The following is a 22,642-nucleotide window of genomic DNA, read 5'->3' as shown; positions in this document are numbered from 1 at the left end:
TCGCGTCCTTCACGAGGTGGTCGGAGCCGCGTCGTGGATCTCGACACAGGCGGTGCGAGAAGGTCCCGCTCAGTCCGTCGCGGGTCTGGTCAGGTCGATGTGCGGGACGTCGTCGGAGTCGTCGCCCCACGCGATCCGCCGGGGCGTGTCGTGCGACTCGACCGTGGCGGCGTGGTCGCGGTCGAAGTAGTCCCACGCCCAGCTGAGGAAGGCGTCGGTGCGGCTGTGCACGCCGCTGAGCAGCATCGCGTGGACGCCGAGCCAGGCGGCGAAGGCGAGGGGCCCGTCGACCTCGTGGCGGTGGGCGCCCACCTCGGCGACCGCGGCGTTGCGCCCGATCATCGCCATGATGCCCTTGTCCTTGTAGTGGAACGGCGCGAGCGGGTCACCCTGCTCGGAGCGCAGGATGTTCTGCGCGGCCCAGCGCCCGGACTGCTGAGCGACGGAGCCGAGCTGGGGGAGCGTCGGTGCCCCGTCCTTGGGCCCCGAGGGGATGTTCGCCACGTCGCCGACGGCCCACACCCCGGGGAACCCCTCGACGCCGAGGTCCGGCCGGACGTCGATCCGCCCCCCGCGGCCGGTGCTCTCGCCCGCGGCCTGCGCGATGAGCGAGGCGGACTCGCCGCCGGCCCAGATGACCGTCGCCGTCGGCAGGGTCGTCCCGTCGTCCAGCTCGACCCGGTCGGCGTGCACGGCGGCGACCCCCGTCCCCAGCCGGAGCTCGACCCCGGCCTCCGTGAGGTGGCGGTGGGCGTAGCCCTGCGCGCGCGAGGAGAACTGGCCGAGCACCGCGTCCCCGCGGTCGACCAGGTGCACCCGGACGTCGTCGGGCAGCCGGCCGTGCGCCTTGAGGGCCGCGATCAGCTCGGCGAGCGCGCCCGAGACCTCGACCCCGGTGGGCCCCCCGCCGACCACGACGACGTCACGCGCGTGCAGTCCGCTGGCGTGGGCGCTCTCCTCGACCACGAGCGCGCGGTGGTGCCGGCGGAGGCGCTCGGCGTCGGCCACCGAGTAGAGCGGGAACGCGTGCTCGCCGGCGCCGGGGATGCCGAAGAAGTTCGGCCGCCCGCCGGCGGCGATCACGAGGTGGTCCGCGGACAGCGAGCGGCCGTCGTCGAGGACGAGGGTGCGGTCCGCCAGCGAGGCTTCCGCGACGCCCTGGACGACCACGTCGACCGACGGGGCGTCGGCGAAGATGGTCCGCAGGGGCCGTGCGATGTCCTCGGCCGGCAGCTGCGACGTGGCCACCTGGTAGAGCAGCGGCTGGAACTGGTGGTAGTCGGCGCGGTCGACCAGGGTGACGTGCACGCCGGCCTCGCCGAGGGTCTGAGCGGCGGCGACGCCCGCCAGGCCCCCGCCGAGCACCAGCACATCGGTCACAGCGACATCTCCTGGACGCGCTCGGCGAGGATGATCCGGGCGGCGGCCTCGATCAGGGCGAGGTGCGAGAACGCCTGCGGGATGTTGCCCAGGTGCCGCGCGGCGTCCACCTCGAACTCCTCGGCGTACAGGCCGAACGGGGACGCGATCCGGAGCAGGCGCTCCATGAGGTCGAGAGCGCGCTGCCTCTCCCCGACGACCATGAGGGCGGAGACCAGCCAGAACGAGCAGATGACGAAGGTGCCCTCCTTGCCGGACATCCCGTCGTCGGTCTCGTCGGTCTTGTAGCGGAGGACGAACCCGTTCTCGGAGAGCTCGTCGGCGATGGCGAGGACGCTCGCGTGCAGCCGCTTGTCGGTGCCCGGCAGCAGCCCGAAGTGCGCGGCGAGCAGCGTCGAGGCGTCGAGCGCGTCGGTCTCGTAGTGCTGCCGCAGGACGCCGCGCTCGCTGACGCCGTGCTCGAGGATGTCGGCCTTGATCTGCTCGGCGGTGGCGGCCCAGCTGGCCTCGAGCTCCGGCTCCCCGCGGATGCCCGCCAGCTGGGCGGCGCGGTCCATGGCGACCCAGCACATGATCTTCGACGAGACGTAGTGCTGCGGCTTGCCGCGGGCCTCCCAGATGCCCTGGTCGGGCTGCTGCCAGATCGCGGCGGCACACTCGGCCTGCGCCTTGACGATGGGCCAGAGCCGGGCGGGCAGGCGTTCGCTGCGCCGCGTGTGCAGCAGGATCGAGTCCAGCACCGACCCGTACACGTCGTTCTGCTTCTGGTCGAAGGCGCCGTTGCCGAGGCGGACGGGGCGCGCGCCCTGGTAGCCGGTGAGCTCGTCGCGGGTGGTCTCGGTGAGGTCGCGCCGGCCGTCGATGCCGTACATGATCTGCAGCGCGCCGTCCTCGTCGGGCTCGACGTCGGCGACGAACTGCATGAACTCGTCGGCCTCCCAGTCCAGCCGCAGGTAGTGCAGCGCCTGCAGGGTGAACGTCGAGTCGCGCATCCAGGTGTACCGGTAGTCCCAGTTGCGCTCGCCCCCGGGAGTCTCGGGCAGCGACGTGGTGAGCGCGGCGACCGTGGCCCCGGTCGGCATGTAGGTGAGGCCCTTGATCACCAGGGCGGAGCGCTCGACGTAAGGCCGGAGGCGGTGGTCGGGCATCAGGGCCCGGCCCAGCCAGCGGCGCCAGAAGTCCCGCGTCGCCGCGATGCGCGCGACGGCGTCCTGCGCGTCGGTCGGACCGTCGAGGTCGGCCGCCCAGGACAGCGAGCAGAACACCGTCTCGCCCGCCGTGAGCTCGTGCCGACCGCGCAGCGAGTCACCCTCGACGCCGAGCGCGAGGTCGGTGTTCAGGCGCATCGACAGCCCCGACCCGGTGATGTCCGCCGTGTGGGCACCCGGGGCGGCGAGCGACCACGATTCCCGGTTCCGGCCGTAGTCGAACGCCGGGTCGCACACGAGCTCGATCCGCACGGAGCCCTCGAGGCAGGTGGCGGTCCGCACCAGCACGTGCTCGGCGTCGTCGTCGGCGGGCGGACGCGTGTGGGGCGTCGTCTCGTCGGGCGCGTCGCGCCGGCCCATGGTGAGCGCGTCGCGGATCTCGACCCACCCCGACGGCGTGTGCCACGTGGTGACGAGCACGTTGGTGCCGGGGTCGTACGCGCGGGACGTCGGCACGTTGATCCCGTACGGCGCGAACCGGAAGTACCCGGCGCCGCGGTCGAGCAGGCTGCCGAACACGCTCTGGCTGTCGAACCGCGGTGCGCACAGCCAGTCGATCGACCCGTCCGGCGCCACGAGCGCCCCGGTGTGGCAGTCGGAGAGGAAGGCGTACTGGGCGATCGGCGGGAAGGGCGAGTCGGGGCTGTTCGAGTCCATGGGTTCCTCCTGGTCGGGTGGGTGTGTTCAGCCGAGGCGCGCCAGCAGGTGGTCACCCACCCGCAGCGCGTTCGCCATGGCCGTGAGAGCCGGGTTCACCGCGCCGATGCTGGGGAAGAAGCTCGTGTCGACGACGTACAGGTTGTCCACCTCGTGCGTGCGGCAGTTGCGGTCGAGGACCGACGTCGCCGGGTCGTCGCCGAACCGGACGGTGCCCGCCTGGTGCGCGCAGCCGGCGACGGGGATGTCGTTCTTCATGTACAGGTCGCGGGGAACCAGGTGGTGCGGGTGCATCCCGAGGTGCCCCAGGTGGTGCTTGACCCGGCTGTACAGCTCGTCGAGCGGCTGCCGGTTGTTCGGGGTGTACGACAGCACGATGTCGCCGTGGTTGCCCAGGGTCACGCGGTTGTCGGGGTCGGGCAGGTCCTCGGCCGACAGCCAGAAGTCGACCGCGTGCTCCGCGACCTCCTCGAGCGCGAACAGCGGCGCGAGCTTGGCGATGGACTTCTCGCCGCGGTACATCGGCGCGGACGACTTGCCCACCATCTGCACGTTGCCCATCGGGAACGCGAAGCTCTCGTCGCCGAAGTAGTAGTCGTTGACGCCGAGCGTCTTCTGGAACCGGGTGTCGTTGCGCTCGATCGAGATCGCCAGGAACGCCCTGCTGTTGTGGAACATGTAGTGCCGGCCGACGTGGTCGGACCCGTTGGCCAGACCGCTCGGGTGTCGGTCGTTGGCGCTCGCCAGCAACAGCTTCGCCGAGTTGGCGGCGCCCGCCGAGACCACGACGACGTCGCCGGAGAACCTCTGCTCGACGCCCTCGACGTCCGCGACGACCGACGTCACCGTCCGCCCGGAGTCGTCGGTCTCGAGCCGGCGCACCTCCGCGTTGCGGACCAGCGTCACGTTCGAGTGCTCCACCGCGGGCCGCACCGCGATGACCTCGGCGTCGGACTTGGCGTGCAGCAGGCACGCGAAGCCGTCGCACGTCGCGGAACGGATGCACGGGCTGTACGCCGGGTTCGCCTCGTTCAGCATGATGCCCGAGGGGGAGTGGAACGGGTGCAGGCCGATCGCCGTCATGTCGTCGAAGAGCTTCTGGATGCGAGGTTCGTGCGACACCGGCGGGAACGGGTACGGGCCGCTCGACGGCGGCTCGGTGGGGTCCTCACCGCGTGCACCGTGCACCTGGTAGAGCTCCTCGGCCTGGGTGTAGTACGGCTCGAACTCGTCGTAGGCGACGGGCCAGGCGGGCGAGATCCCGCCGTGGTGCTGGAGCTCGCCGAAGTCCTTCTCGCGCAGCCGGTACAGCGCTGCTCCGTAGAACTTCGTCGCGCCGCCCACGTTGTAGTGCACCTGCGGCTGGAAGGCCTTCCCCTGATGGTCGTACCAGGTGTCCTGGGAGACGTACCGGTTCTTGACGAAGGTCTCCGTCGCGTCCCAGTTCTGGGGCTCGCGCGGGAGCCAGTCGCCCCGCTCGAGGAGGAGGATCGTCTTCCCCGACGGGGCCAGCCGGTGGGCGAGGGTCCCGCCGCCCGCGCCCGACCCGATGATGACGACGTCGTAGTGCTCGGTCATCTCGTCCGCCTCACAGACCCGGGCTGCTGTGCATGATGCCGCCGTCGGCGAAGACCGTCGTCGCGGTGAGGTAGGACGCGCCGTCGCCGGCGAGGAACGCGACGAGGCTGGCGATCTCCGAGGGCTCGGCCATCCGGCCCAGCGGGATCGCGGCGTCGAGCGTCTTCATCTTCTCCGGGTCGTTCATGGTGGCGGTGTTGATCGGCGTCGCGACGGCGCCCGGTCCCACGCCGACCACCTGGACGCCCTGCGGTCCGAGCTCCACGCCGGCGGTCCGCGTGAGCATCCGCATGCCGCCCTTGGACAGGCAGTAGGCCGTGTTGCCCGGCATCGGCCAGTCCTCGTGCACCGAGGTCATGTTGATGATCCGGCCACCGGTGCCCTGCTTGATCATCTGCTTGGCGGCGATCTGCGTGCCGAAGAACGCGCTCTTGAGGTTGATGTCCATCACGCGCTGGTACTGCTCCTCGGTGGTGTCGAGCACCGACGTGCGCGTCTCGATGCCCGCGTTGTTCACCATGATGTCGAGGTGCCCGAACGCCTCGACGGTGCGCGCCACCAGCATCTCGAGGTCGGCCACCTTGCTGACGTCGGCGTCGACCCCGATCGCCTGGTCGCCCAGGGCGTGCACCTGCTTCTCCAGCTCCTCGGTGGCCTCCGGGTGCGTGACGTAGTCGATGACGATGTTCGCGCCGGCTTCGGCGAGGGCGAGCACGACGGCCTTGCCGATGCCGCTGTTGCCGCCCGTGACCACCGCTACTTTCCCGTGCAGGCTCATCTGAGTGCTCCTTCGTCGAGGGGTGCGGACGGACCCGTGGTGGGGTCCGGTGGTTCAGATGGTTCCGTCGTCGGCGGGCCTACGATCCGGCGGCGGAAGACGAAGTACGACCAGCCCTGGTAGAGCAGGATCAGCGGCACCAGCACCAGGGCCACGATCGTCATGACCTTGAGCGCGTACTCGCCGGAGGCCACGCTGGTCACCGTCAGGCTGTCGGTGGCGGACGTGCTGGACACCAGGACGTTCGGGTAGAGGTTGGCGAACAGGGTCACCACGGTCAGGGCGATCGCGACCGCCGTGGCCGTGAAGGCCCAGCCGTCCCGGTGCGCCCGCACGAGCAGGGCGGCGGCCAGGACCGCGACGACGGCGAGCACCGGCGGCACGACGCCGCGGACCGCGGGGGCACCGGACACGGCGGGGGTGGCGACGGCGAAGGCGAGGAGGAGCAGGACCGCCGGCACGAGCGCGACGCTCGCGGCGCGCTGCGCCCGGGCGCGCACGTCCTGGGTGGTCCGCATGGCGAGGAACGTGGCCCCGTGCAGGATGCAGAGCGCGGTGAGGGTGAGCCCGACGAGCAGGCCGTAGCCCGTCACCGTGTCGGCGACCGAGCCCGTGAACTCCTCGGTGGAGTCGACCGGCAGGCCGGCCAGCAGGTTGCCGAGCGCGACGCCGAGGAGCAGCGGGCACAGCAGGCTGCCGAGGGTCAGGCTCCACGACCACGTCTGCCGCCACCGCGTCGCGTCCATGCGCCCGCGGAACTCGAACGAGACCCCGCGGGCGATGAGCGCGACGAGGAGCAGCACCAAGGGCAGGTACATCGCGGAGAACCAGGTGGCGTACCAGCCCGGGAAGGCGGCGAAGATCCCCGCCGCGCCGACGATCAGCCACACCTCGTTGCCGTCCCAGAACGGCCCGATCGCGTTGATCGCCACGCGCTGCTCCGTGTCGGTGCGGCCCACGACCTTGTGCAGCATGCCGACGCCGAAGTCGAACCCCTCCAGCACGAAGAACCCGGTCCAGAGGAACGCGATGATCAGGAACCACAGGTCGGGCAGGGTCATCGGGACACCTCCTCAGAACGTCAGGGCGGGAACGCGGGGCTGGTCGTCGTCGACGTGCTCCTCGGGCTCCTCGAGCTCGAGCCCGCGGCGCGCGTAGCGCATCATCAGGAACACGTTGACGGCGCCGAGGAGCAGGAAGATGCCGTAGAAGACGACGATGCTGATGATCAGCTCGGTCCTGCCGACGGACGTCGAGACGCCGTCATTGGTGAGCATCAGGCCCTGCACGATCCACGGCTGCCGGCCGTTCTCGGTCAGCATCCAGCCCGCCGTGTTCATGAGGAACGGGAAGGCGACGGCCCACGTCGCGACGAACAGGAACACGCGGGCGGTGGGTAGTCGTCGCCGCCAGAGCAGCCACAGGCCCCACAGAGCGACGAGCGCTGCCAGGGAGCCCAGGTAGGCCATCACCCGCATCGACCAGTACTGGATGAAGACGTTCGGCACGTAGTTCCCCGGGCCGTACTGCTCCTGGTACTGGGCGTTGAGCTCGTTGAGCCCCTGCACCTCGCCGTCCCACGTCCCGGTCGCCAGGATCGAGAGCAGGTGGGGGATCTCGATGATCTTGGTGGGGTCCTGGTCGTTGTTGCCGCCGCCGATCTGGAAGGCCGAGAACGAGCAGGGCTGGCACGTCTCCCACTGGCCCTCGGCTGCGGAGATCTTCATCGGCTGGTACGTCGCCTCGATGACGCCGAGGTGGCTGCCGACGCCGAGCGCCAGGAAGATCGAGGGCAGGAGCACCGCGATCGACACCTTGGCCGAGCGCAGGAACACCTCCTCGTGCTGCTTGCGACGCAGGTACCAGGCCGAGACCGCGAGCATGAGGACGGTCCCGGTGACCAGGGACGCGGTGAGCACGTGGGCGTAGCCCCACAGGAAGACCGGGTTGGTCATCACCGCGCCGATGTCGGAGAGCTCCGGCCGGCCGGTCGACTGGTCGACGGTGTACCCGACCGGGTGCTGCATCCACGAGTTCGCGGCCATGATGAACGCCGCCGAGCCCGCCGCGCCGACGGCCACGAGCCAGACGGTCAGCAGGTGGATCCCGCGGGGGAGCACGTTCCAGCCGAAGACCCAGAGCCCGATGAACGTCGACTCGAGGAAGAACGCCGCGAGGCCCTCCATCGCCAGGGGCGCCCCGAAGACGTCGCCGACGTACCGGGAGTACGCCGACCAGTTCATCCCGAACTGGAACTCCTGGATCAGGCCGGTCACCACGCCGACCGCCACGTTGATCAGCAGGAGCGTGCCGAAGAACTTGGTCAGCCGCTTGTGGTCGGGGTTGCCGGACCGGAACCACATCGTGTGCAGCACCGCGACCAGGAACCCCAGGCCGATCGTGATCGGCACGAAGAGGAAGTGGTAGATGCTCGTCGAGGCGAACTGCAGGCGGGCCAGGTCGAGATCGGACACCGGTCCTCCTGGAGATCGACGGTGCGGCTGTGAGGCGACGTCCGCGGAGGCTGTCGACCCGCTTCGAGCGTCCCCCGGCCACGACGGCCGAGCATCATCCCGTCGGGATGAAAGGGCCCGGGTTCAGGGGAGGGCGACGACCTCGTCCGCCGGGACGGAACGTCTCCAGGCCAGGACGAACACCAGGACGACGATGATCCCCACGGTGTTGAGGATCGTGATCGAGACGGTGACGAGTGGGTCGGAGACGAACGGGAAGATCATCATCAGGAGCATGGGACCGATGTTGCGGACCGCCGTCGTCACCTCGCTCGCATGCCTGATCCCCAGGTCCTTGACTCGCAGAGCGGTGACCAGCAGGTAGCCGCACCCGAGGCCGATGAACGGGCCGGCGATCGCCGCGGCGTAGCTCTCGGTGCCCCAGTTCTGCACGAACAGGTCCCAGTACGCCACAAGCGTGAAGTTGAGGTTGAAGAGCAGGCACAGGATGGCGACCCGGACGACCCACCGCCGCAGGGGCGGCGTGAGGTCGGGCCACCAGACCCGGAACGCGCACCCGAGAGCCAGCGGGAGCAGCAGGAAGAGCACCAGGGGCCATGCGACGTCCCACGCCGTGGTGCTCAGCTGCGCGTCGACGGCGTTGATCGCCAGTGGCAGCCCCACGGGCAGGGCGATGACCGTCCCGATCGTCAGGACCACCAGCAGGGTGGTGGCGATGCTGACGTCCGCCTTGGCCAACCGGGCGAGGATCGGAGCGAACGGCATGCCCGCACTCAGCGCTGCGATGCAGAAGCCGACCTTGATCTCGCTCGGGATGGAGGACGCGATCGTGAGCAGATAGCCGACGAACAGCAGCGGGATGATCACGAAGTTGACCACGAGGACCGACACGGTGATCTTCCAGTGCGCGACGGCCTGCGCCACCACCTTGCCGACCGGCAGCCTGAGCCCGAGGCCGAACGAGTTCAGGATCACGAAGAGCAGGCCGAACCCGTTGATGAGAACGCTGTGGTCCGTCTGCGTCGTCACGGCTGGTGACCCTTCGCAGGAGCGTGGTCGACGAGCTCTCGGCCGACGTCGACATGGACAGGTGATCCGCGTGCCTTCGATGCTCCGCACCAGACCAGGTGCGCGCATCATCCGGACGGGGTGATGCGCGGCTCGGTCGTCGCGAGCCGCCGCATCATCCCGAGTGGATGACGACGGCGGTTGCCGGTGGTGCTGGACTCGTCGTCGTGCACCTCACCGCCGAGGACGTCCTGAGGGGTCCCGGTGGGGCGGACGAAGGAGTTGTCGCCATGGACGCTCAGCCCTGCACCCCGACTGCACCCACCCCCGCGGCACTCCGATGACCGCCGACGCGGTGGTCCGGTCCACCATCCCGGCCCGGCTCGACCGACTGCGCTGGACGCCGTTCCACACCCGGATGGTCGCCGGCCTCGGCGCCGCCTGGATCCTCGACGGCCTGCAGATCACGATCTCCAGCTCGGTCACGGGCGTGCTGACCAGCCCGGAGACGCTGGGCATGTCCTCCCAGGAGATCGGCCTGATCGCGTCGGTCTACCTGATCGGCGAGATGGTCGGCGCCCTGTACTTCGGCCGCATGTCCGACAAGCTCGGCCGCAAGCGGCTCCTCATCGTCACGCTGCTGCTGTACCTGCTGGGCACGGGCGCGGCGGCCTTCGTCACGGGGCACCATGAGGGCTGGCTCGTGTTCTTCTACGCCACCCGGTTCGTCGCCGGCATGGGCATCGGCGGTCAGTACGCCGCGATCAACTCCGCGATCGACGAGATGATGCCGTCGAAGTACCGCGGCCGCGTCGACATCTGGATCAACGGCACCTACTGGGCCGGCGCGATCATCGGCTCGTTCGCCTCGCTCATCTTCCTCAACCAGTTCGCGATCAACGTCGGCTGGCGGCTCGCGTTCCTCATGGGGCCCGTGCTCGCGCTCGTCGTGATCATCGTCGGCCGCACCCTGCCGGAGAGTCCTCGCTGGCTGATGAGCCACGGCCGGCTGGACGAGGCGGAGGCCGAGCTCGCGAAGATCGAGGACAACGCACGCAAGCACGGCCAGGAGCTCCCCGAGCTGGACGACAGCCACGCCCTGTCGCTCGTGCCCGACAAGAAGTACGGCTACATGGTGTTCCTGCGACTCGTCTTCCACGAGTACCCCCGGCGCGCCATCCTCGGCTCGACCCTCATGATCACGCAGTCGTTCCTCTACAACGCGATCTTCTTCACCTACGCCCTCGTGCTCACCAAGTTCTACGACGTGCCCGCAGCCACGGTGCCGCTCTACGGCCTGGCCTTCTCGGTCGGGAACCTGCTGGGGCCCCTCATCCTCGGTCCGCTGTTCGACAGCGTCGGGCGCAAGAAGATGATCTCCGGCACCTACCTGGTCTCGGGGGTGCTGCTGGCGATCAGCGCCTGGCTGTTCGGCGAGGACCTGCTCACGGCCACGACGCAGACGGTCGTGTGGGTGGTCATCTTCTTCTTCGCGTCGGCGGGCGCGAGCGCCGCCTACCTGACCGTGAGCGAGACGTGGCCCATCGAGATCCGCGCCGAGGCGATCGCGGTGTTCTTTGCCATCGCCCAGGTCTTCGGTGCGATCGGCCCGTTCTTCTTCGGCTGGCTCATCGGTGACGGGTCCGACCGCACCGGTCTCGTGATCGGCTACGTGATCGGCGGCCTGATCATGGTCATCGGCGGCGTCGTCGAGATCGTCTACGGGATCAACGCCGAGGGGAAGTCGCTGGAGGAGATCACCAAGCCGATCACGTCGGTCGACCAGAGCGCCCCGTGAGCAGGACCCCTCCGTCGGGTCGGCAGTACCGCCTCACGGCGGGCGACCACGAGGCGGTCGTGACGCAGGTCGGAGCCGGGCTGCGGCAGTGCGTGCTCGACGGGCGGCCCGTGCTCGACGGCTACGCGGAGACCGAACGCGCGCCCGACGGCCGGGGCCAGGTGCTGGCGCCGTTCCCGAACCGGCTGGCCGGCGGCCGGTACACCTTCGGTGGTCACTCGTGCCAGGTCGCGCTGGACGAGCCGGAACGCGGCAACGCCATCCACGGCATGGTCCGCTGGCTGGACTGGTCCGAGGTCTCCGTCACCGAGCACGACGCGGTGCTCGCCTGCGTCCTGCGCCCCCAGCCGGGATACGCCTGGGAGCTCGGCCTGCAGGTCGGGTACCACCTGGCGGCGGACGGGCTCACGGTCGCTGCCACGGCGACCAACCACGGCGACGAACCCGCTCCGTTCGGCATCGGGTTCCACCCGTACCTGAGCGTCGGCGCGCCCGTCGACGGCCTCGAGCTGCGCATCCCTGCGCGGAGCCACCTCCCCGTGCCGACCGACCCCGACGAGCGCCCGGTGCCCCTCGACGTCAGCGGGACGCACCTCGACTTCCTGGAGCCGCGGACCCCCGGACCGGAGGTGCTGGACACCCTGCTCGGCGGCCTCGAACGAGGCGACGACGGGCGCGCCGTCGTGCACCTGGTGGACCCGGCCACGGCTCGGGGCGTGCGCCTCTGGGTCGACGACGCGTTCGGGTACCTCATGGTCTACACGGGCGACGCCGTCCTCCCGTCCGAGCGCCGACGGCAGTCCATCGCGATCGAGCCGATGACCTGCCCGCCCCACGCGTTCCGGTCGGAGGCCGACGTCGTCACGCTCGCGCCGCGCCAGTCGTGGAGCGGCTCCTGGGGGCTGGCCGCGGGATGACCACCGTCGACGCGACCCCGCGCTCCCGTTCCGTCCTCGTCTACGGCGGCGGCCTCGTCCAGGGGCTGGCGCTCGTCTCGTTCCCCGCCGCGAGCTCGATCCTCCTGAGCCCGACCGGCTACGACCTCACCACCACCCAGTACGGGCTGATGTTCGTGCCGCAGGTCGTCCTGGCGATCACCGGGGCGGCGACGTCCCCGCTGCTGGCCGCGCGCTGGTCGCTGCAGCGAGTCCTGCAGATCGGTCTCGTCTCGAACCTCCTTGCGATGCTCCTGCTGGTGCTGAGCCAGGTGGTGTCGACGTCGCCCGCCGCCTACCCGGTGCTCCTGTGCGCGACGGGTGCGCTGGGCTTCGGCTTCGGCACCACGGTGCCCGCGCTGAACACGTTCGCCGCGCGGCTGAAGCCCGCCGACCAGGACCGGTCGATCCTCACCCTCAACGCGCTGCTCGGCACCGGGACCGCGCTCGCGCCGCTGCTGATCGCGCTCTTCCTCGCGCTCGGCGCGTGGTGGTTGCTGCCGGTGATCGCCGCCGTGGGTCTCGCGTTCTTCCTCGTCCTCGCCCTGCGGACCGCGCTGGACGCCGGGCCGTCGCCGCACCGTGCCGCCGGACAGCGCCAGAAGCTGCCCACCCGGTTCTGGTGGTACGCCGGCGCAGCCGTGCTGTACGGCGTGTGCGAGACGCTCTTCGGCAACTGGTCGAGCGTGTACCTGACCGGCGAGCGCGCCCTGTCGGCGCAGGTCGCCTCCTTGGCGCTGGCCGCCTTCTGGGCCTGCGTGACGCTGGGCCGCGTCATCGTCGCCGCCCTCACGTCGCGTGTCGCCGCAACGGTGGTGTTCGTCGTGCTGCCCATCCTCATCGCCGGGTCCAACCTCGCGGTCTCCTCGTCCCACGGCGCGGTCGCCGCCGTCCTCGCCTTCGCCGCCGCCGGGTTCGCCTGCTCCGCCATGTTGCCCCTCACCCTGAGCCTCGCCGGGGAGGAGTTCCCCCGGCTCGGTGCGACGTCCTCCGGCGAGCTCATCGCGGCGTACCAGGTCGGCTACGGGTTCGCCGCGTTCGGCGTCGCGCCGCTGGAGTCCGCGACCGGCATCGGACTCGCCGGTGTGTACCTCGTCGGCGCCGGGGTCGCGATCGTCCTCGCGGTGGTCGCGCGCGTCATCACCGCGCGCTCGCGGCCCGCCACCTGAGCGCAGCCGTCACCAGTGCGCGGGTGCGACGAGGCCGACGGGCAGCCGGGTCGTCGCGTCGCCGTACGCCGAGGCCACCTGCGGGGGCGTGAGGAACAGCGCGCCMGTCAGGTCGGCGCCGTGCAGCCGGGCGCCCCGCAGGTCGGCGCCGAGCAGGTCCGCCCGGCGCAGGTCGGTGCCGCGCAGGTCCGCGCCCAGCAGGTAGGCGCCCCGCAGGTCCGCCCCCCGCAGGTCCGTGCGGCGCAGGTCGCGGCCGACGAGGTCGGCGTTCCGGTGCTCGGGCCCGCGTCGGCCGGCGCGGGCCAGCGCGCTCGCGCGGCCGAGCACCGGTCCGACGCGGCCGCGCAAGGCACCGACGTCCACGTCCAGGATCGTCGAGGGGTCGCTCTCCGACCATCGCGCGATCTCCTCGACGAGGACCGCGACCTCGTCGTGGACGGGTCGCGCCTCCTCGATGGCCGCCGCCTCGGCCAGGTGCGCGAGCAGCTCGTGCAGGTGGCGCATCACGGGGAACACCGCGAACATCTCGGCCCTGGTCTCGGGGTGCTCGCGCCAGCTCCGGCCGCCGTACGTGCCCTGGGTGACGTGCTGGCCCGCACCGAAGCACTCGTAGACGGTGCAGCCGGTCATGCCGCGGTCGCGCAGGCTCGCATGGATGGTGCACCGGAAGTCCGTCGTCAGGTTCCGGCACGGCTCGCCCGCGGGCTTGTCGAACGCGAAGTCCGAGGACCTCGCGAACGGGAGCGCGACGCAGCACAGGCCGACGCAGCGGGTGCAGTCGGACCGCAGCGGGATCGCGGAGCCGGGCATCCGTCGAGGCTAGCCGTCACTCCACGGCGTCGATCAGGCGCCGCACCGCCACGACGTGCTCGTGCAGGGCCCGCCTGCCGACGGGGGTCAGTCCGACCCACGTCGTCCGTCGCCCCGCGTGGACGCTCTTGCGACTGTGCAGGTAGCCGGCGTCGACCAGCGCGGAGACGTGCTTGGACAGCACCGAGTCGCTGACCTCGAGGGCGGTCCGCAGCGTCGCGAACTCCGCCTCCGACACGCCGGAGAGCGTCGTCACCAGCTGCAGCCGCGTCGGCGCGTGGATCCGGGGGTCGAGCCCGGCCATCAGCCGAGGACCAGCAGCGCCGCGCACCCGAGGCACGCCACGACGGCGAGCGCGCCGAGCACCCGCGGGGAGGCGCCACGCGTGTGGGCGGCCGGGTCATTTCGGTAGGTGTGCCACCAGTGGCGGACCCCGAGTGCGCAGCCGACGCCTCCGACGACGGAGACCACCCCGACGAGCCACCATCTCGACGCGAACGCGGCCCAGATCCCCGCGGCGAGTGCGCCGAGGTAGACGAGCGAGGCACCGGCGCCGGCCGCGAGCACGACCTGGCTGGCCAGACCGTCCACCCTGACCCCGTTGATCCGGCTGAACCGCTGCAGCAGGACCGCCGCGACCCCCAGGAAGACGGCGACCCCGGCCAGCCCGATCCCGACCCCCGCGACCGTCTGCGCGGCGATCCCGTAGGACGCGGTGCCGAGCTGGACCGCGACACCCGTGGCGAGGACGGGGTAGAAGCCGGCGGGCAGGCGCAGGCGGGTGGTCAGCCGTCGGCGCGCCTCGTCCGCCATCGCCAGAGCTTCCCGTGCGTCGTCGGGGTCGCTCTGCGTCGGGTTACTTTCCATGGTGGAAAGTGTAGGTCGAGCTTTCCAGATCGGCAAGTATCCGGCGGCGCCGACGTCTGCCGTCGGCAGATCCGCCCACGGCAGACCGGGGGCCGTCCGACGCCCGCGCCGTGCCACCGTCGAGGGACCAGCGATCACCACGGAGGCACTCATGGCCACGGCCCCACCCACCGTCCGCCCGTTCGACGACGACCTGTCCACCCGGCTCCTGCACCAGCGCATCGTCGTGCTCGGCCAGGAGGTCGACGACGCCATCGCCAACCGGGTCTGCGCGCAGCTCCTGCTGCTCTCCGCGGAGGACCCGCGGCGCGACATCGCCCTCTACATCAACTCGCCGGGCGGCTCGGTCAGCGCGGCGCTGGCGATGTACGACACCATGCGGCTGATCCCCAACGACGTGTCCACGCTGGCGATGGGCCTGGCGGCGAGCGCGGCCCAGTTCCTGCTCAGCGCCGGCACGCCCGGCAAGCGGTACGCGCTGCGGCACTCGCGCGTGCTCATGCACCAGCCCTCCGGCGGCATCGGCGGCACCGCGATCGACATCGCGATCCAGGCGCAGAACATGGCCCACGTGAAGCGCACGATGCAGTCGCTGACCGCGGAGCACACGGGCCAGTCGGTCGAGACGATCGAGCGCGACGCCGACCGCGACCGCTGGTTCACCGCCGAGGAGGCGTTGGCCTACGGGTTCATCGACAAGGTGGTCGAGCACCTCGACGACGTCCGCCCGGACGCCTCGATGCGACGGGCGGGCCTGTGATGGCCGGCCAGTACACGATCCCGGTGGTCATCGAGCAGCGGCCGACGGGGGAGCGGGCCTCCGACGTCTACTCGCGGCTGCTCACCGACCGGATCATCTTCCTGGGCACCGAGATCGACGACGGCGTGGCCAACGTGGTCATCGCGCAGCTGCTCCACCTGCAGTCCGAGAGCCAGGACTCACCGATCCACCTCTACATCAACTCGCCCGGCGGCTCGATCACGGCGCTGCTGGCCGTCTACGACACCATCCAGTACATCAAGCCCACCGTGGCCACGTTCTGCCTGGGGCAGGCCGCGTCCGCCGCCGCCGTGCTGCTGGCCGCGGGCACGCCGGGGAACCGGCACGTGCTCGAGCACGCCCGCGTCCTGCTGCACCAGCCGTCGGGCGGCGGCGAGGGGACCGCGGCCGACCTCGAGATCCAGGCGCGGGAGATCGCGCGCCTGCGCGAGCAGGTCGACCGGATCCTGCACCGGCACACCGGGCAGCCCCTCGCCAAGCTCCGCACCGACACCGAGCGCGACCTCATCCTCACCGCGCAGCAGGCCGTCGACTACGGGCTGGCGGACCGCGTGGTCACGACGCTCAAGGAGGTGCAGGCGGTCGCCTGATCAGGCGGCGAGCAGCAGGCCGGTCGGGACCGTCGCGTCCGCCCGCGCGGTGAGCGTCGTGACCGTGGCGAGCTCGTGCCGGGCGGACGCCGACGCCGGCTCGAGGGCGGCGGGCGCCGTGAGGTCGACGACGACGCGGCCCTCGGCCAGCGCGAGCTGCGCGTGGGCGGTGCCGACGAGGTCGACCAGCCGCAGCCCGAGCGCCCGGCACACGGCAGCGAGCACCTCCGACGAGGCCTCCTTGCGGCCGCGCTCCACCTCGCTGAGGTACGCGATGGACACGCGCGCGTCCTCGGCGACGTCCCGCAACGTGCGGCGCTGGCGCTCGCGGTTCTCCCGCAGGATGGCGCCGACGAGCCGGCGCAGCAGCGGTTCGGGACGGTGCTCCAGGTGCGTCATGGCGTCCTCCGGGGTGCGGCTGCGTGCTCCGCAGCCACGCTAGCCCGCGAACCCGGCCGCCCGTCCCCGCGACGCGTCTGCCCTGAGCGGACACGCACGACCCCGAGCGGACCCGCACGGCCTTGAGCGGACACGCACGGCGTGTCGCTCAGCTCGAGACGTCCGCCGTCGTGAAGCGGCTCCACGCGAGCGCGCCGAAGATGACCACCCAGGCGGCCTGCAGCGCGAGCCCCTGCCCGAGCACGCCCCAGTCGGGCTCGAGCCGCAGGAACTCCGCGAAGTCGAGCCAGTGGTGCGTGAGCAGCGCGGGGGCGATCGCGTGCAGCTGGGGGAGCTGGTCCAGGACGCCGCAGACGATGGCGGTGACGACGGTCGCGGCCATGGCGCCGACCGGCACCTCGGTCAGCGTCGAGTAGAACAGCCCGACCGCGACGAGCCCGGTCATGGACAACCCGACGTAGGCCACGATCGCGGCGACGCGGAGCACCCCGTCGCCCAGCGGGACGGTGGTACCCGAGAGGAGGGTGACGCCGTGCAGCCCGAAGTACCCGGCACCGGCCACCAGCCCCACGATCGCGATGGCGAGCACGGCGGACGCCGCGAACGCGAGCGCGCCCACGGCCTTGACCGCGAGCAGCCGGCCGCGCGCGACCGGGACGGTGAGCAGGTAGCGCAGGGTCCCGGCCGACGCCTCGCCGGCGATGGCGTCGCCCGACGCGATGCCGATGGTCAGCGGCAGCAGGAACGGCAGGCAGAGGAACAGGGACGCGACGACGAGGAACAGCCCGTTGCTGGTCACCTGGCCGATGAACCCCGGTCCCTGGCCGTCGAGCGCCGAGTCCTGGGTCAGGAACAGGACCGTGCCGAGCAGCAGCGGCACCAGCGCGAGGCCGGTGAGGAGCACGAGGTTGCGGCGTCGGCCCAGCACGAGGCGCAGCTCGCTGCGGGTGAGCCGGAGCAGCGAGCCCCGCCGGGGCGCCGCCTCAACGAGCGACATCGAAGCCCTCCCCGGTCAGCTCGACGAAGATCTGCTCGAGGTTCGGCCGGCGCACCTCGAGGCCCAGCAGGTCGACGCCCGCGTGCACGAGCGCGGCCGAGACCTTCTCGGGCGGCACACCGCCGAGCAGCCCGCTGACCGTGCGGCCGACCACCCGGAGCTCGGTGAGCCCGAGCCCGGCGAGCACCTCGGTGGCGGCGCCGACGTGGTCCGCGGAGGTCTGCACGGACACGCGGGCGGCGCCGCGGTCGGTCAGCGCGGCGCGGTCGCCCTGCAGCAGGAGCCGACCGCGGCCCATGATCCCGACGTGCGAGCAGACCTGCTCGATCTCGGCGAGCAGGTGCGACGAGACCAGCACGGTCGTGCCCTGCTCGGCGAGCTCGCGCACGAGGTTCCGCACCTCGCGCGTGCCCTGGGGATCGAGCCCGTTGGTCGGCTCGTCGAGCACGAGCAGCTCGCGGGGGCGCAGCAGGGCGGCAGCGAGGCCGAGCCGCTGCTTCATGCCGAGCGAGTACTGCCGGTACGGCTTGGCGGCCGCCGCGCCGAGGCCCACGCGCTCCAGCGCCTCGTCGGCGCGCTGCGTGGCCGTGCGGGGGTCCGCCGTGGCGTCGCTCGCGTCGAGCCGGCCCAGGTTGGCGCGCCCGGTCAGGTACGGGTGGAACGCGGGACCCTCGACGAGCGCGCCGACCCGCGGGAGCACCACGGCACCGGCCTCGGGCATCGGCTCCCCGAGCAGGTACGCGCGCCCGCTGGTCGGCCGGACCAGCCCGAGCAGCATCCGGATGGTCGTCGTCTTGCCCGAGCCGTTGGGACCGATGAACCCGTAGACCGCGCCGCGCGGCACCTGCAGGTCGATCCCGTCGACGGCCACCTGCCCGGACCGGAACCGCTTGGTGAGCCCGTCGGTCCGGATGGCGAGGTCGACCGAGGCCGCACCACCGGACGATCCCGGCGGCACGGCCTCGGCAGCCCGTTCGGTCACTGCGCCGCCAGCGCCTGGAGCGTGGCGCCCGGCACCGCGCCGACCAGCACGCGGCCGTCGTCGGTGACCAGCACCGAGAGCAGCGCCGACTGGAGCAGGCGCCCCTCGGGCACGGCGGTGGTGAGCGTGTCGTACAGCGCGGAGGTGTCCAGCGAGCCCATCGGGGAACCCGAGCCCTCCTCGGGCACGAACTCCTGGTACAGCTGCTCGGCGCCCTGCGACCCGAAGGTCTTGTCGACGCCGGGCAGAGCACCCGCCGCCCCCGGCTGGCCGGCGAGCAGTGCGGCCACGTCCAGGCCGGACGCCTGCACCACGGTGTCCCAACCGGTGCCGGTGACCGTCACGCCCTCGGGGAGCTCCTTGTCCGCGGCCTCGCTCGCGGCCGCGGGCTCGTCCGGCAGCGGCACGACGACGTCCCTGGTGGAGGCGCCGGCCGGGGCCGAGAAGGCGAGCACGGAGTCGGCGGGCGTCGCGAAGGAGACGTCGGTGAACCCGATCTCCAACGCGGGCGTCTCGGTGTCGGCCTTGCTCCACACCTGCACCCGCAGCGGGGTGGAGGTCTTCGCGTCCACGGCGACGACGATCCTGCCGACGAGGGTCGTGTCGCTGGTCGGCGTCACCACCAGCTGGTACGCGGCGTGCCCCGCGACCTCCGTCTGCGCGTCGAGCGTCACGGTGGACGACTGCTCGGCCAGCCCGACCGCCTCACGCCCGGCCTCGGCCGGCGTCGGCAGGTCGTCCTGCACCGGCAGCTCACCCGCCTCCGCCTGCGCGGCCAGCTCGCCGTAGCGCGCCGCATCCGCGGCGTCGAGGGTGTAGTGGACGACCGCGTCGTCGGTGCTCGAGTACGTCCACGCCTGCGGCCCGTCCTGCACCACCGAGTACTCGCTCGTCGGGCCGAGGAGGGCGACGCGGGACCGCTGCTCGCCGTCCGACCAGACGCGCATCGTCGAGCTGCCGCTCAGCAGCGCGACGGGGTTGGCGCCGCCGACGTCGCCGAACGGGAGCTCCGGCAGCCCGAGCCGCGCCGTGTAGACCACGGTGCCCGACAGCGGCGACGGCTCCGCGCTCGCCACGCGGGCGGCGAGGTCCTCGGGGCTGATGGTCGGCAGGCCGGCGTCGTCGGCGGAGGCGAACAGCGGCGGGGCGACGAAGGCCAGGCCGACCGCGACCGCGGCGACGACGGGGACGGCCCAGCGGGCCCGGGGAGACAGGGTGCGCCGGGTGGGGGATGTATCGCTGCGACGGGACTCGTTCATGACTCCACTGTGCAACGTCCCTGCTGAGGGCATGCTGAGAGCGCGGGCGCACCCCGGTGGCCGACGGGTGCGATGCTCGGAGCATGCGGGTGCTGGTGGTCGACGACGAGCGGGGGCTGGTGCGCGCCCTGCACCGGGGCCTCACGGCCGAGGGTTTCGCGGTCGACGTCGCCTATGACGGTGAGCGCGGCCTCGAGCTCGCGTCGGAGGACGGCTACGACGCGATCGTGCTGGACGTCATGCTTCCGCGGCGCAACGGCTACGACGTGGTGACCGAGCTGCGGGCCCGGGACGTGTGGACCCCCGTGCTCATGCTCAGCGCCAAGGACGGCGAGTACGACGTGGCCGACGGGCTCGACGTGGGGGCCGACGACTACCTCACCAAGCCGTTCGCGTTCGTCGTGCTGGTCTCGCGGCTGCGCGCGCTCCTGCGCCGGCAGGGCCAGGTGCGCCCGCCCGTGCTCACGGTCGGGGGGCTCGTGCTCGACACCGCGACGCGGCGCGTGAGCCACGGCGGCGAGGCGGTCTCGCTCACCACGCGCGAGCTCGCGCTGCTGGAGTACCTCATGCACCACGCGGACCGCGTGGTCGGCAAGGTCGAGCTGCGGGACCACGTCTGGGACGGCACCGGCGAGGACGTCAACGTCGTCGAGGTCTACGTCGGCTACCTGCGCCGCAAGCTCGGTCGGGACGTGGTCGAGACCGTCCGCGGCGCCGGGTACCGCGTGGCGGGCTGACCGTGGCGGGCGTCCGCCGCGGCGCGTCGCTGCGGCTGCGGCTCACGCTGCTGGCGTCGGGGGCGTTGTGCGTCGCGCTCGTCGTCGGGGCGATCGCCCTCACGATCGTCCTGCGGAACACCCGGGTCGACGCGCTGTCCGACGTGGTGCACGACCGCGCCGCGACCGTCGCCGCGCTCGCGTCCGACGACCGGCTGCCCGAGACGCTGCCGGTGGCCGAGCCGGGCGAGATCGTCCAGCTGATCGACTCCGGCGGCGCCGTGCTCGCCACGTCCCCGAACGCCAGCCGCACCCTCCCGGTGGTGCCGGCCGACGTCCTGGCCGGGCTCAGCGGGGTCTCGACCACGGACCAGAGCGCCTACGACGACCTCGCACGGGTGGCGGTGCAGCAGACGACCTACCGCGGCGAGCCGGCGACGGTCGTCGCGAGCGTGCCGCTCACCGAGGTGCAGGGCGTGCTGGACGCGCTCCGGCTGGCGCTCGCGGTCGTCGTCCCGCTGCTCACGCTCGCGCTGGGCCTGGGCGTCTGGCTCATCCTCGGGCGGGCGCTGCGGCCGGTGGAGGAGCTGCGGCGGGGGGCCGCGCGTGTGGCGTCGTCGGGAGGGCCGGGCTCGCTGCCCGTGCCCGCGCGCGACGACGAGCTCGGGGCGCTGGCCCGCACGCTCAACTCGATGCTCGACCGGCTCGAGGCCGGCGCAGCGCGGCAGCGGGCGTTCGTCGCCGACGCGGCCCACGAGCTGAGGTCGCCGCTCGCGGCGCTGCGCACCAGCATCGAGGTCGCCCGCGCGCACCCGGCCTCGTACGGCACCGACGAGCTCGCGTCCGACCTCGAGGGTGAGGTGCTGCGGATGCAGGTGCTGGTCGACGACCTGCTCCTGCTGGCCCGCGTGGGGTCGACACCCCTCGCGCACGAGGAGCTCGACCTGGGCGTGGTCGCCCGGGACGTCGTCCGGCCCGGCGGGGCCGTGGCTATCACGGTGACGGGCGACGGCCGCGCGCACGGCGATGCGACGGCCGTCGGGCGGGTGCTGCGCAACCTCGTCGACAACGCCGCGCGGCACGCCGTCGACCGGGTCGACGTGGTGGTCGCCGACGGCAGCGTGCGGGTCGAGGACGACGGTGCGGGCCTGGCCCCCGAGGACCGCGAGCGGGTGTTCGAGCGGTTCGTGCGGCTGGACGAGGCGCGCGAGCGCGACGCGGGCGGCAGCGGGCTCGGGCTCGCCATCGCGCGGGAGATCGCGCGGGAGCAGGGCGGCGACGTGGTGCTCGGCGACTCCGGGCTGGGCGGGCTGCGGGCGGAGCTGCGGCTGCCGCGGTGACGTGCGGCGATGGCCGAGGCCGTCGTAGTTTGGGGTCCGAGGTTGGGGTGGCGACGAGCACCGGAGGTGACGATGCCCGAGCACGACCCGGTGCGCGACGCCGCCCGGTATCGCGTGGACCGCGACGCGGCGCGCGACGGTGCCGCCGAGCGGTCCTCCGAGAGCGACCCGCCCGCGTCGGCGGCCGGGCGGATGGCGAACCGGCACCTGTGGGTCGACGTCGTGATCGACCAGGCGATCGCCCGCGGGGAGTTCGACGACCTACCCCTGGCCGGCAAGCCCATCCCGGGCATCGGCACGCAGCACGACCCCGACTGGTGGCTCAAGGCGCTGATCGCGCGTGAGCAGATCACCGGTGTCGTGCCCGAGGCGATCCAGCTGCGCAAGGACGACGCGGCGCTGCTCGACCGGCTCGACGCGCTGCGGACCGAGCAGGACGTACGGGAGGCCCTGGCCGAGTTCAACGCCCGGATCGTGTCGGCACGGCGTCAGCTGATGGGCGGCCCACCGGTGGTCACGCCGCTGCGCGACGTGGAGGTCGAGGTGCGCTCGTGGCGCGCCCGTCGCACGGCGTCGGCCGCGCCGGAACCGGTCGAGCCACCCCCCGAGCCCCCGCGCCACTGGTGGCGCCGGTCGCGCTGAGAGGTCAGCGGTCCTCGAGGGCCGGCAGGATCGTCGTCGGGATGGCGAACGCCAGCGTGATCGACAGGATGCCGCCCGCGAAGAGCCACGGGCCCCAGTCGCCGACGTTGAAGGCCACGGTGAACAGGCCGAGGCCCAGCAGGAACAGGATGGCCGGGAACACGACGGCCAGGGCGCGACCCGGCGTGCTGGACCCGTCCTCGCGACGCTCGATCACCGGGTAGCTCATGAACGTCCTCCTGGCGGCTGGTGGCCCCCGACGACGGTTCCGTCG

At 72.2% G+C, this 22,642-nt stretch carries 23 protein-coding genes; 8 read left to right on the top strand and 15 right to left on the bottom strand.

The genetic code is table 11. From position 1 onward, the window contains the following. Positions 1–69 precede the first annotated feature (69 nt). The 7 genes from AC1DT4_RS11375 to AC1DT4_RS11345 form a co-directional block, all read right to left on the bottom strand. Positions 70–1,380 (bottom strand): NAD(P)/FAD-dependent oxidoreductase, encoded by a 1,311-nt coding sequence (locus AC1DT4_RS11375; protein WP_477089897.1) that lies wholly within the window; start codon positions 1,378–1,380, stop codon positions 70–72. Beyond that, the gene (locus AC1DT4_RS11370) at positions 1,377–3,245 is read right to left on the bottom strand and encodes a glycoside hydrolase family 15 protein (RefSeq protein ID WP_477089896.1); all 1,869 of its coding nucleotides are present in this window, start codon (positions 3,243–3,245) and stop codon (positions 1,377–1,379) included. The genes AC1DT4_RS11375 and AC1DT4_RS11370 overlap by 4 nt, the downstream gene beginning before the upstream one ends. Before the next feature lie 27 nt (positions 3,246–3,272). Then, complete coding sequence (locus AC1DT4_RS11365) at positions 3,273–4,823, bottom strand: GMC oxidoreductase (protein ID WP_477089895.1); 1,551 nt, start codon at positions 4,821–4,823, stop codon at positions 3,273–3,275. 10 nt (positions 4,824–4,833) lie between these two features. Beyond that, positions 4,834–5,601 carry a glucose 1-dehydrogenase gene (locus tag AC1DT4_RS11360; RefSeq protein ID WP_477089894.1) on the bottom strand — a complete coding sequence of 256 codons (768 nt, stop codon included), beginning with the start codon at positions 5,599–5,601 and terminating at the stop codon, positions 4,834–4,836. Beyond that, complete coding sequence (gene cydB, locus AC1DT4_RS11355; protein ID WP_477089893.1) at positions 5,598–6,662, bottom strand: cytochrome d ubiquinol oxidase subunit II; 1,065 nt, start codon at positions 6,660–6,662, stop codon at positions 5,598–5,600. Before cydB ends, AC1DT4_RS11360 begins: the two co-directional genes overlap by 4 nt. Before the next feature lie 12 nt (positions 6,663–6,674). After that, positions 6,675–8,075, bottom strand: coding sequence for a cytochrome ubiquinol oxidase subunit I (locus AC1DT4_RS11350; RefSeq protein ID WP_477089892.1), 1,401 nt, complete (start codon positions 8,073–8,075; stop codon positions 6,675–6,677). A 123-nt stretch (positions 8,076–8,198) separates the two neighbouring features. Next, on the bottom strand, positions 8,199–9,104 hold the full coding sequence (locus AC1DT4_RS11345) for a bile acid:sodium symporter family protein (RefSeq protein ID WP_477089891.1): 906 nt from the start codon (positions 9,102–9,104) through the stop codon (positions 8,199–8,201). Positions 9,105–9,423: 319 nt separating this feature from the next. Here AC1DT4_RS11345 and AC1DT4_RS11340 point away from each other — a divergent pair, with 319 nt between their 5' ends. From AC1DT4_RS11340 to AC1DT4_RS11330, 3 genes are read left to right on the top strand one after another with little or no spacing between them, the layout of a single operon-like run. Then, the gene (locus tag AC1DT4_RS11340; RefSeq protein ID WP_477089890.1) at positions 9,424–10,881 is read left to right on the top strand and encodes an MFS transporter; all 1,458 of its coding nucleotides are present in this window, start codon (positions 9,424–9,426) and stop codon (positions 10,879–10,881) included. Next, the gene (locus AC1DT4_RS11335) at positions 10,878–11,798 is read left to right on the top strand and encodes an aldose 1-epimerase family protein (protein ID WP_477089889.1); all 921 of its coding nucleotides are present in this window, start codon (positions 10,878–10,880) and stop codon (positions 11,796–11,798) included. The genes AC1DT4_RS11340 and AC1DT4_RS11335 overlap by 4 nt, the downstream gene beginning before the upstream one ends. Further along, a complete protein-coding gene (locus tag AC1DT4_RS11330; RefSeq protein WP_477089888.1) occupies positions 11,795–12,985 on the top strand; it encodes an MFS transporter in 1,191 nt (396 codons plus the stop codon). Before AC1DT4_RS11335 ends, AC1DT4_RS11330 begins: the two co-directional genes overlap by 4 nt. A gap of 9 nt (positions 12,986–12,994) precedes the next feature. On the opposite strand, the gene AC1DT4_RS11325 is transcribed toward AC1DT4_RS11330, so the two are convergent. The 3 genes from AC1DT4_RS11325 to AC1DT4_RS11315 are packed head-to-tail and all read right to left on the bottom strand — an operon-like array spanning position 12,995 to position 14,662. Beyond that, positions 12,995–13,795 (bottom strand): pentapeptide repeat-containing protein, encoded by an 801-nt coding sequence (locus AC1DT4_RS11325; RefSeq protein ID WP_477089887.1) that lies wholly within the window; start codon positions 13,793–13,795, stop codon positions 12,995–12,997. A gap of 16 nt (positions 13,796–13,811) precedes the next feature. Then, complete coding sequence (locus AC1DT4_RS11320; RefSeq protein WP_477089886.1) at positions 13,812–14,099, bottom strand: transcriptional regulator; 288 nt, start codon at positions 14,097–14,099, stop codon at positions 13,812–13,814. Next, positions 14,099–14,662: a hypothetical protein gene (locus AC1DT4_RS11315; protein ID WP_477089885.1), complete on the bottom strand. Its 564-nt coding sequence runs from the start codon at positions 14,660–14,662 to the stop codon at positions 14,099–14,101. The genes AC1DT4_RS11320 and AC1DT4_RS11315 overlap by 1 nt, the downstream gene beginning before the upstream one ends. A gap of 151 nt (positions 14,663–14,813) precedes the next feature. Between AC1DT4_RS11315 and AC1DT4_RS11310 the strand changes: the two genes are divergently transcribed. Then, positions 14,814–15,422, top strand: a complete 609-nt coding sequence (locus AC1DT4_RS11310; RefSeq protein ID WP_477089884.1) for a ClpP family protease — start codon at positions 14,814–14,816, stop codon at positions 15,420–15,422. Then, on the top strand, positions 15,422–16,033 hold the full coding sequence (locus AC1DT4_RS11305; protein ID WP_477089883.1) for a ClpP family protease: 612 nt from the start codon (positions 15,422–15,424) through the stop codon (positions 16,031–16,033). Before AC1DT4_RS11310 ends, AC1DT4_RS11305 begins: the two co-directional genes overlap by 1 nt. On the opposite strand, the gene AC1DT4_RS11300 is transcribed toward AC1DT4_RS11305, so the two are convergent. The 4 genes from AC1DT4_RS11300 to AC1DT4_RS11285 all read right to left on the bottom strand — a co-directional run bounded on the left by AC1DT4_RS11300 (position 16,034) and on the right by AC1DT4_RS11285 (position 19,670). Continuing rightward, a complete protein-coding gene (locus tag AC1DT4_RS11300; protein WP_477089882.1) occupies positions 16,034–16,432 on the bottom strand; it encodes a helix-turn-helix domain-containing protein in 399 nt (132 codons plus the stop codon). A 148-nt stretch (positions 16,433–16,580) separates the two neighbouring features. Further along, complete coding sequence (locus tag AC1DT4_RS11295; protein ID WP_477089881.1) at positions 16,581–17,429, bottom strand: ABC transporter permease; 849 nt, start codon at positions 17,427–17,429, stop codon at positions 16,581–16,583. Beyond that, the gene (locus AC1DT4_RS11290) at positions 17,416–18,411 is read right to left on the bottom strand and encodes an ABC transporter ATP-binding protein (protein WP_477089880.1); all 996 of its coding nucleotides are present in this window, start codon (positions 18,409–18,411) and stop codon (positions 17,416–17,418) included. The genes AC1DT4_RS11295 and AC1DT4_RS11290 overlap by 14 nt, the downstream gene beginning before the upstream one ends. Further along, positions 18,408–19,670, bottom strand: a complete 1,263-nt coding sequence (locus tag AC1DT4_RS11285; protein ID WP_477089879.1) for a LolA family protein — start codon at positions 19,668–19,670, stop codon at positions 18,408–18,410. Before AC1DT4_RS11285 ends, AC1DT4_RS11290 begins: the two co-directional genes overlap by 4 nt. Before the next feature lie 83 nt (positions 19,671–19,753). On the opposite strand from AC1DT4_RS11285, the gene AC1DT4_RS11280 reads away from it, so the two are divergent. From AC1DT4_RS11280 to AC1DT4_RS11270, 3 genes are all read left to right on the top strand, one after another. Continuing rightward, the gene (locus AC1DT4_RS11280) at positions 19,754–20,407 is read left to right on the top strand and encodes a response regulator transcription factor (protein ID WP_477089878.1); all 654 of its coding nucleotides are present in this window, start codon (positions 19,754–19,756) and stop codon (positions 20,405–20,407) included. 2 nt (positions 20,408–20,409) lie between these two features. Then, positions 20,410–21,726, top strand: a complete 1,317-nt coding sequence (locus AC1DT4_RS11275) for an ATP-binding protein (RefSeq protein WP_477089877.1) — start codon at positions 20,410–20,412, stop codon at positions 21,724–21,726. 72 nt (positions 21,727–21,798) lie between these two features. After that, complete coding sequence (locus AC1DT4_RS11270) at positions 21,799–22,368, top strand: DnaJ family domain-containing protein (protein ID WP_477089876.1); 570 nt, start codon at positions 21,799–21,801, stop codon at positions 22,366–22,368. Positions 22,369–22,372: 4 nt separating this feature from the next. Here AC1DT4_RS11270 and AC1DT4_RS11265 read toward each other — a convergent pair whose 3' ends face one another. Then, on the bottom strand, positions 22,373–22,597 hold the full coding sequence (locus AC1DT4_RS11265) for a hypothetical protein (protein ID WP_477089875.1): 225 nt from the start codon (positions 22,595–22,597) through the stop codon (positions 22,373–22,375). Positions 22,598–22,642 lie beyond the last annotated feature (45 nt).

It is taken from the genome of Cellulomonas sp. P4_D11, from assembly GCF_056401915.1.
The sequence above is the reverse complement of the archived record's forward strand: the minus strand, read 5'-3'. Positions and strand labels throughout refer to the sequence as shown.

Bases quoted from the DNA above. Each gene is read 5' to 3' on its own strand.
- AC1DT4_RS11370 (WP_477089896.1), bottom strand. From the start codon at position 3,245: ATGGACTCGAACAGCCCCGACTCGCCCTTCCCGCCGATCGCCCAGTAC.
- AC1DT4_RS11365 (WP_477089895.1), bottom strand. From the start codon at position 4,823: ATGACCGAGCACTACGACGTCGTCATCATCGGGTCGGGCGCGGGCGGC.
- AC1DT4_RS11360 (WP_477089894.1), bottom strand. From the start codon at position 5,601: ATGAGCCTGCACGGGAAAGTAGCGGTGGTCACGGGCGGCAACAGCGGC.
- cydB (WP_477089893.1), bottom strand. From the start codon at position 6,662: ATGACCCTGCCCGACCTGTGGTTCCTGATCATCGCGTTCCTCTGGACC.
- AC1DT4_RS11340 (WP_477089890.1), top strand. From the start codon at position 9,424: ATGACCGCCGACGCGGTGGTCCGGTCCACCATCCCGGCCCGGCTCGAC.
- AC1DT4_RS11330 (WP_477089888.1), top strand. From the start codon at position 11,795: ATGACCACCGTCGACGCGACCCCGCGCTCCCGTTCCGTCCTCGTCTAC.
- AC1DT4_RS11320 (WP_477089886.1), bottom strand. From the start codon at position 14,099: ATGGCCGGGCTCGACCCCCGGATCCACGCGCCGACGCGGCTGCAGCTG.
- AC1DT4_RS11315 (WP_477089885.1), bottom strand. From the start codon at position 14,662: ATGGAAAGTAACCCGACGCAGAGCGACCCCGACGACGCACGGGAAGCT.
- AC1DT4_RS11310 (WP_477089884.1), top strand. From the start codon at position 14,814: ATGGCCACGGCCCCACCCACCGTCCGCCCGTTCGACGACGACCTGTCC.
- AC1DT4_RS11305 (WP_477089883.1), top strand. From the start codon at position 15,422: ATGGCCGGCCAGTACACGATCCCGGTGGTCATCGAGCAGCGGCCGACG.
- AC1DT4_RS11300 (WP_477089882.1), bottom strand. From the start codon at position 16,432: ATGACGCACCTGGAGCACCGTCCCGAACCGCTGCTGCGCCGGCTCGTC.
- AC1DT4_RS11295 (WP_477089881.1), bottom strand. From the start codon at position 17,429: ATGTCGCTCGTTGAGGCGGCGCCCCGGCGGGGCTCGCTGCTCCGGCTC.
- AC1DT4_RS11285 (WP_477089879.1), bottom strand. From the start codon at position 19,670: ATGAACGAGTCCCGTCGCAGCGATACATCCCCCACCCGGCGCACCCTG.
- AC1DT4_RS11280 (WP_477089878.1), top strand. From the start codon at position 19,754: ATGCGGGTGCTGGTGGTCGACGACGAGCGGGGGCTGGTGCGCGCCCTG.
- AC1DT4_RS11270 (WP_477089876.1), top strand. From the start codon at position 21,799: ATGCCCGAGCACGACCCGGTGCGCGACGCCGCCCGGTATCGCGTGGAC.
- AC1DT4_RS11265 (WP_477089875.1), bottom strand. From the start codon at position 22,597: ATGAGCTACCCGGTGATCGAGCGTCGCGAGGACGGGTCCAGCACGCCG.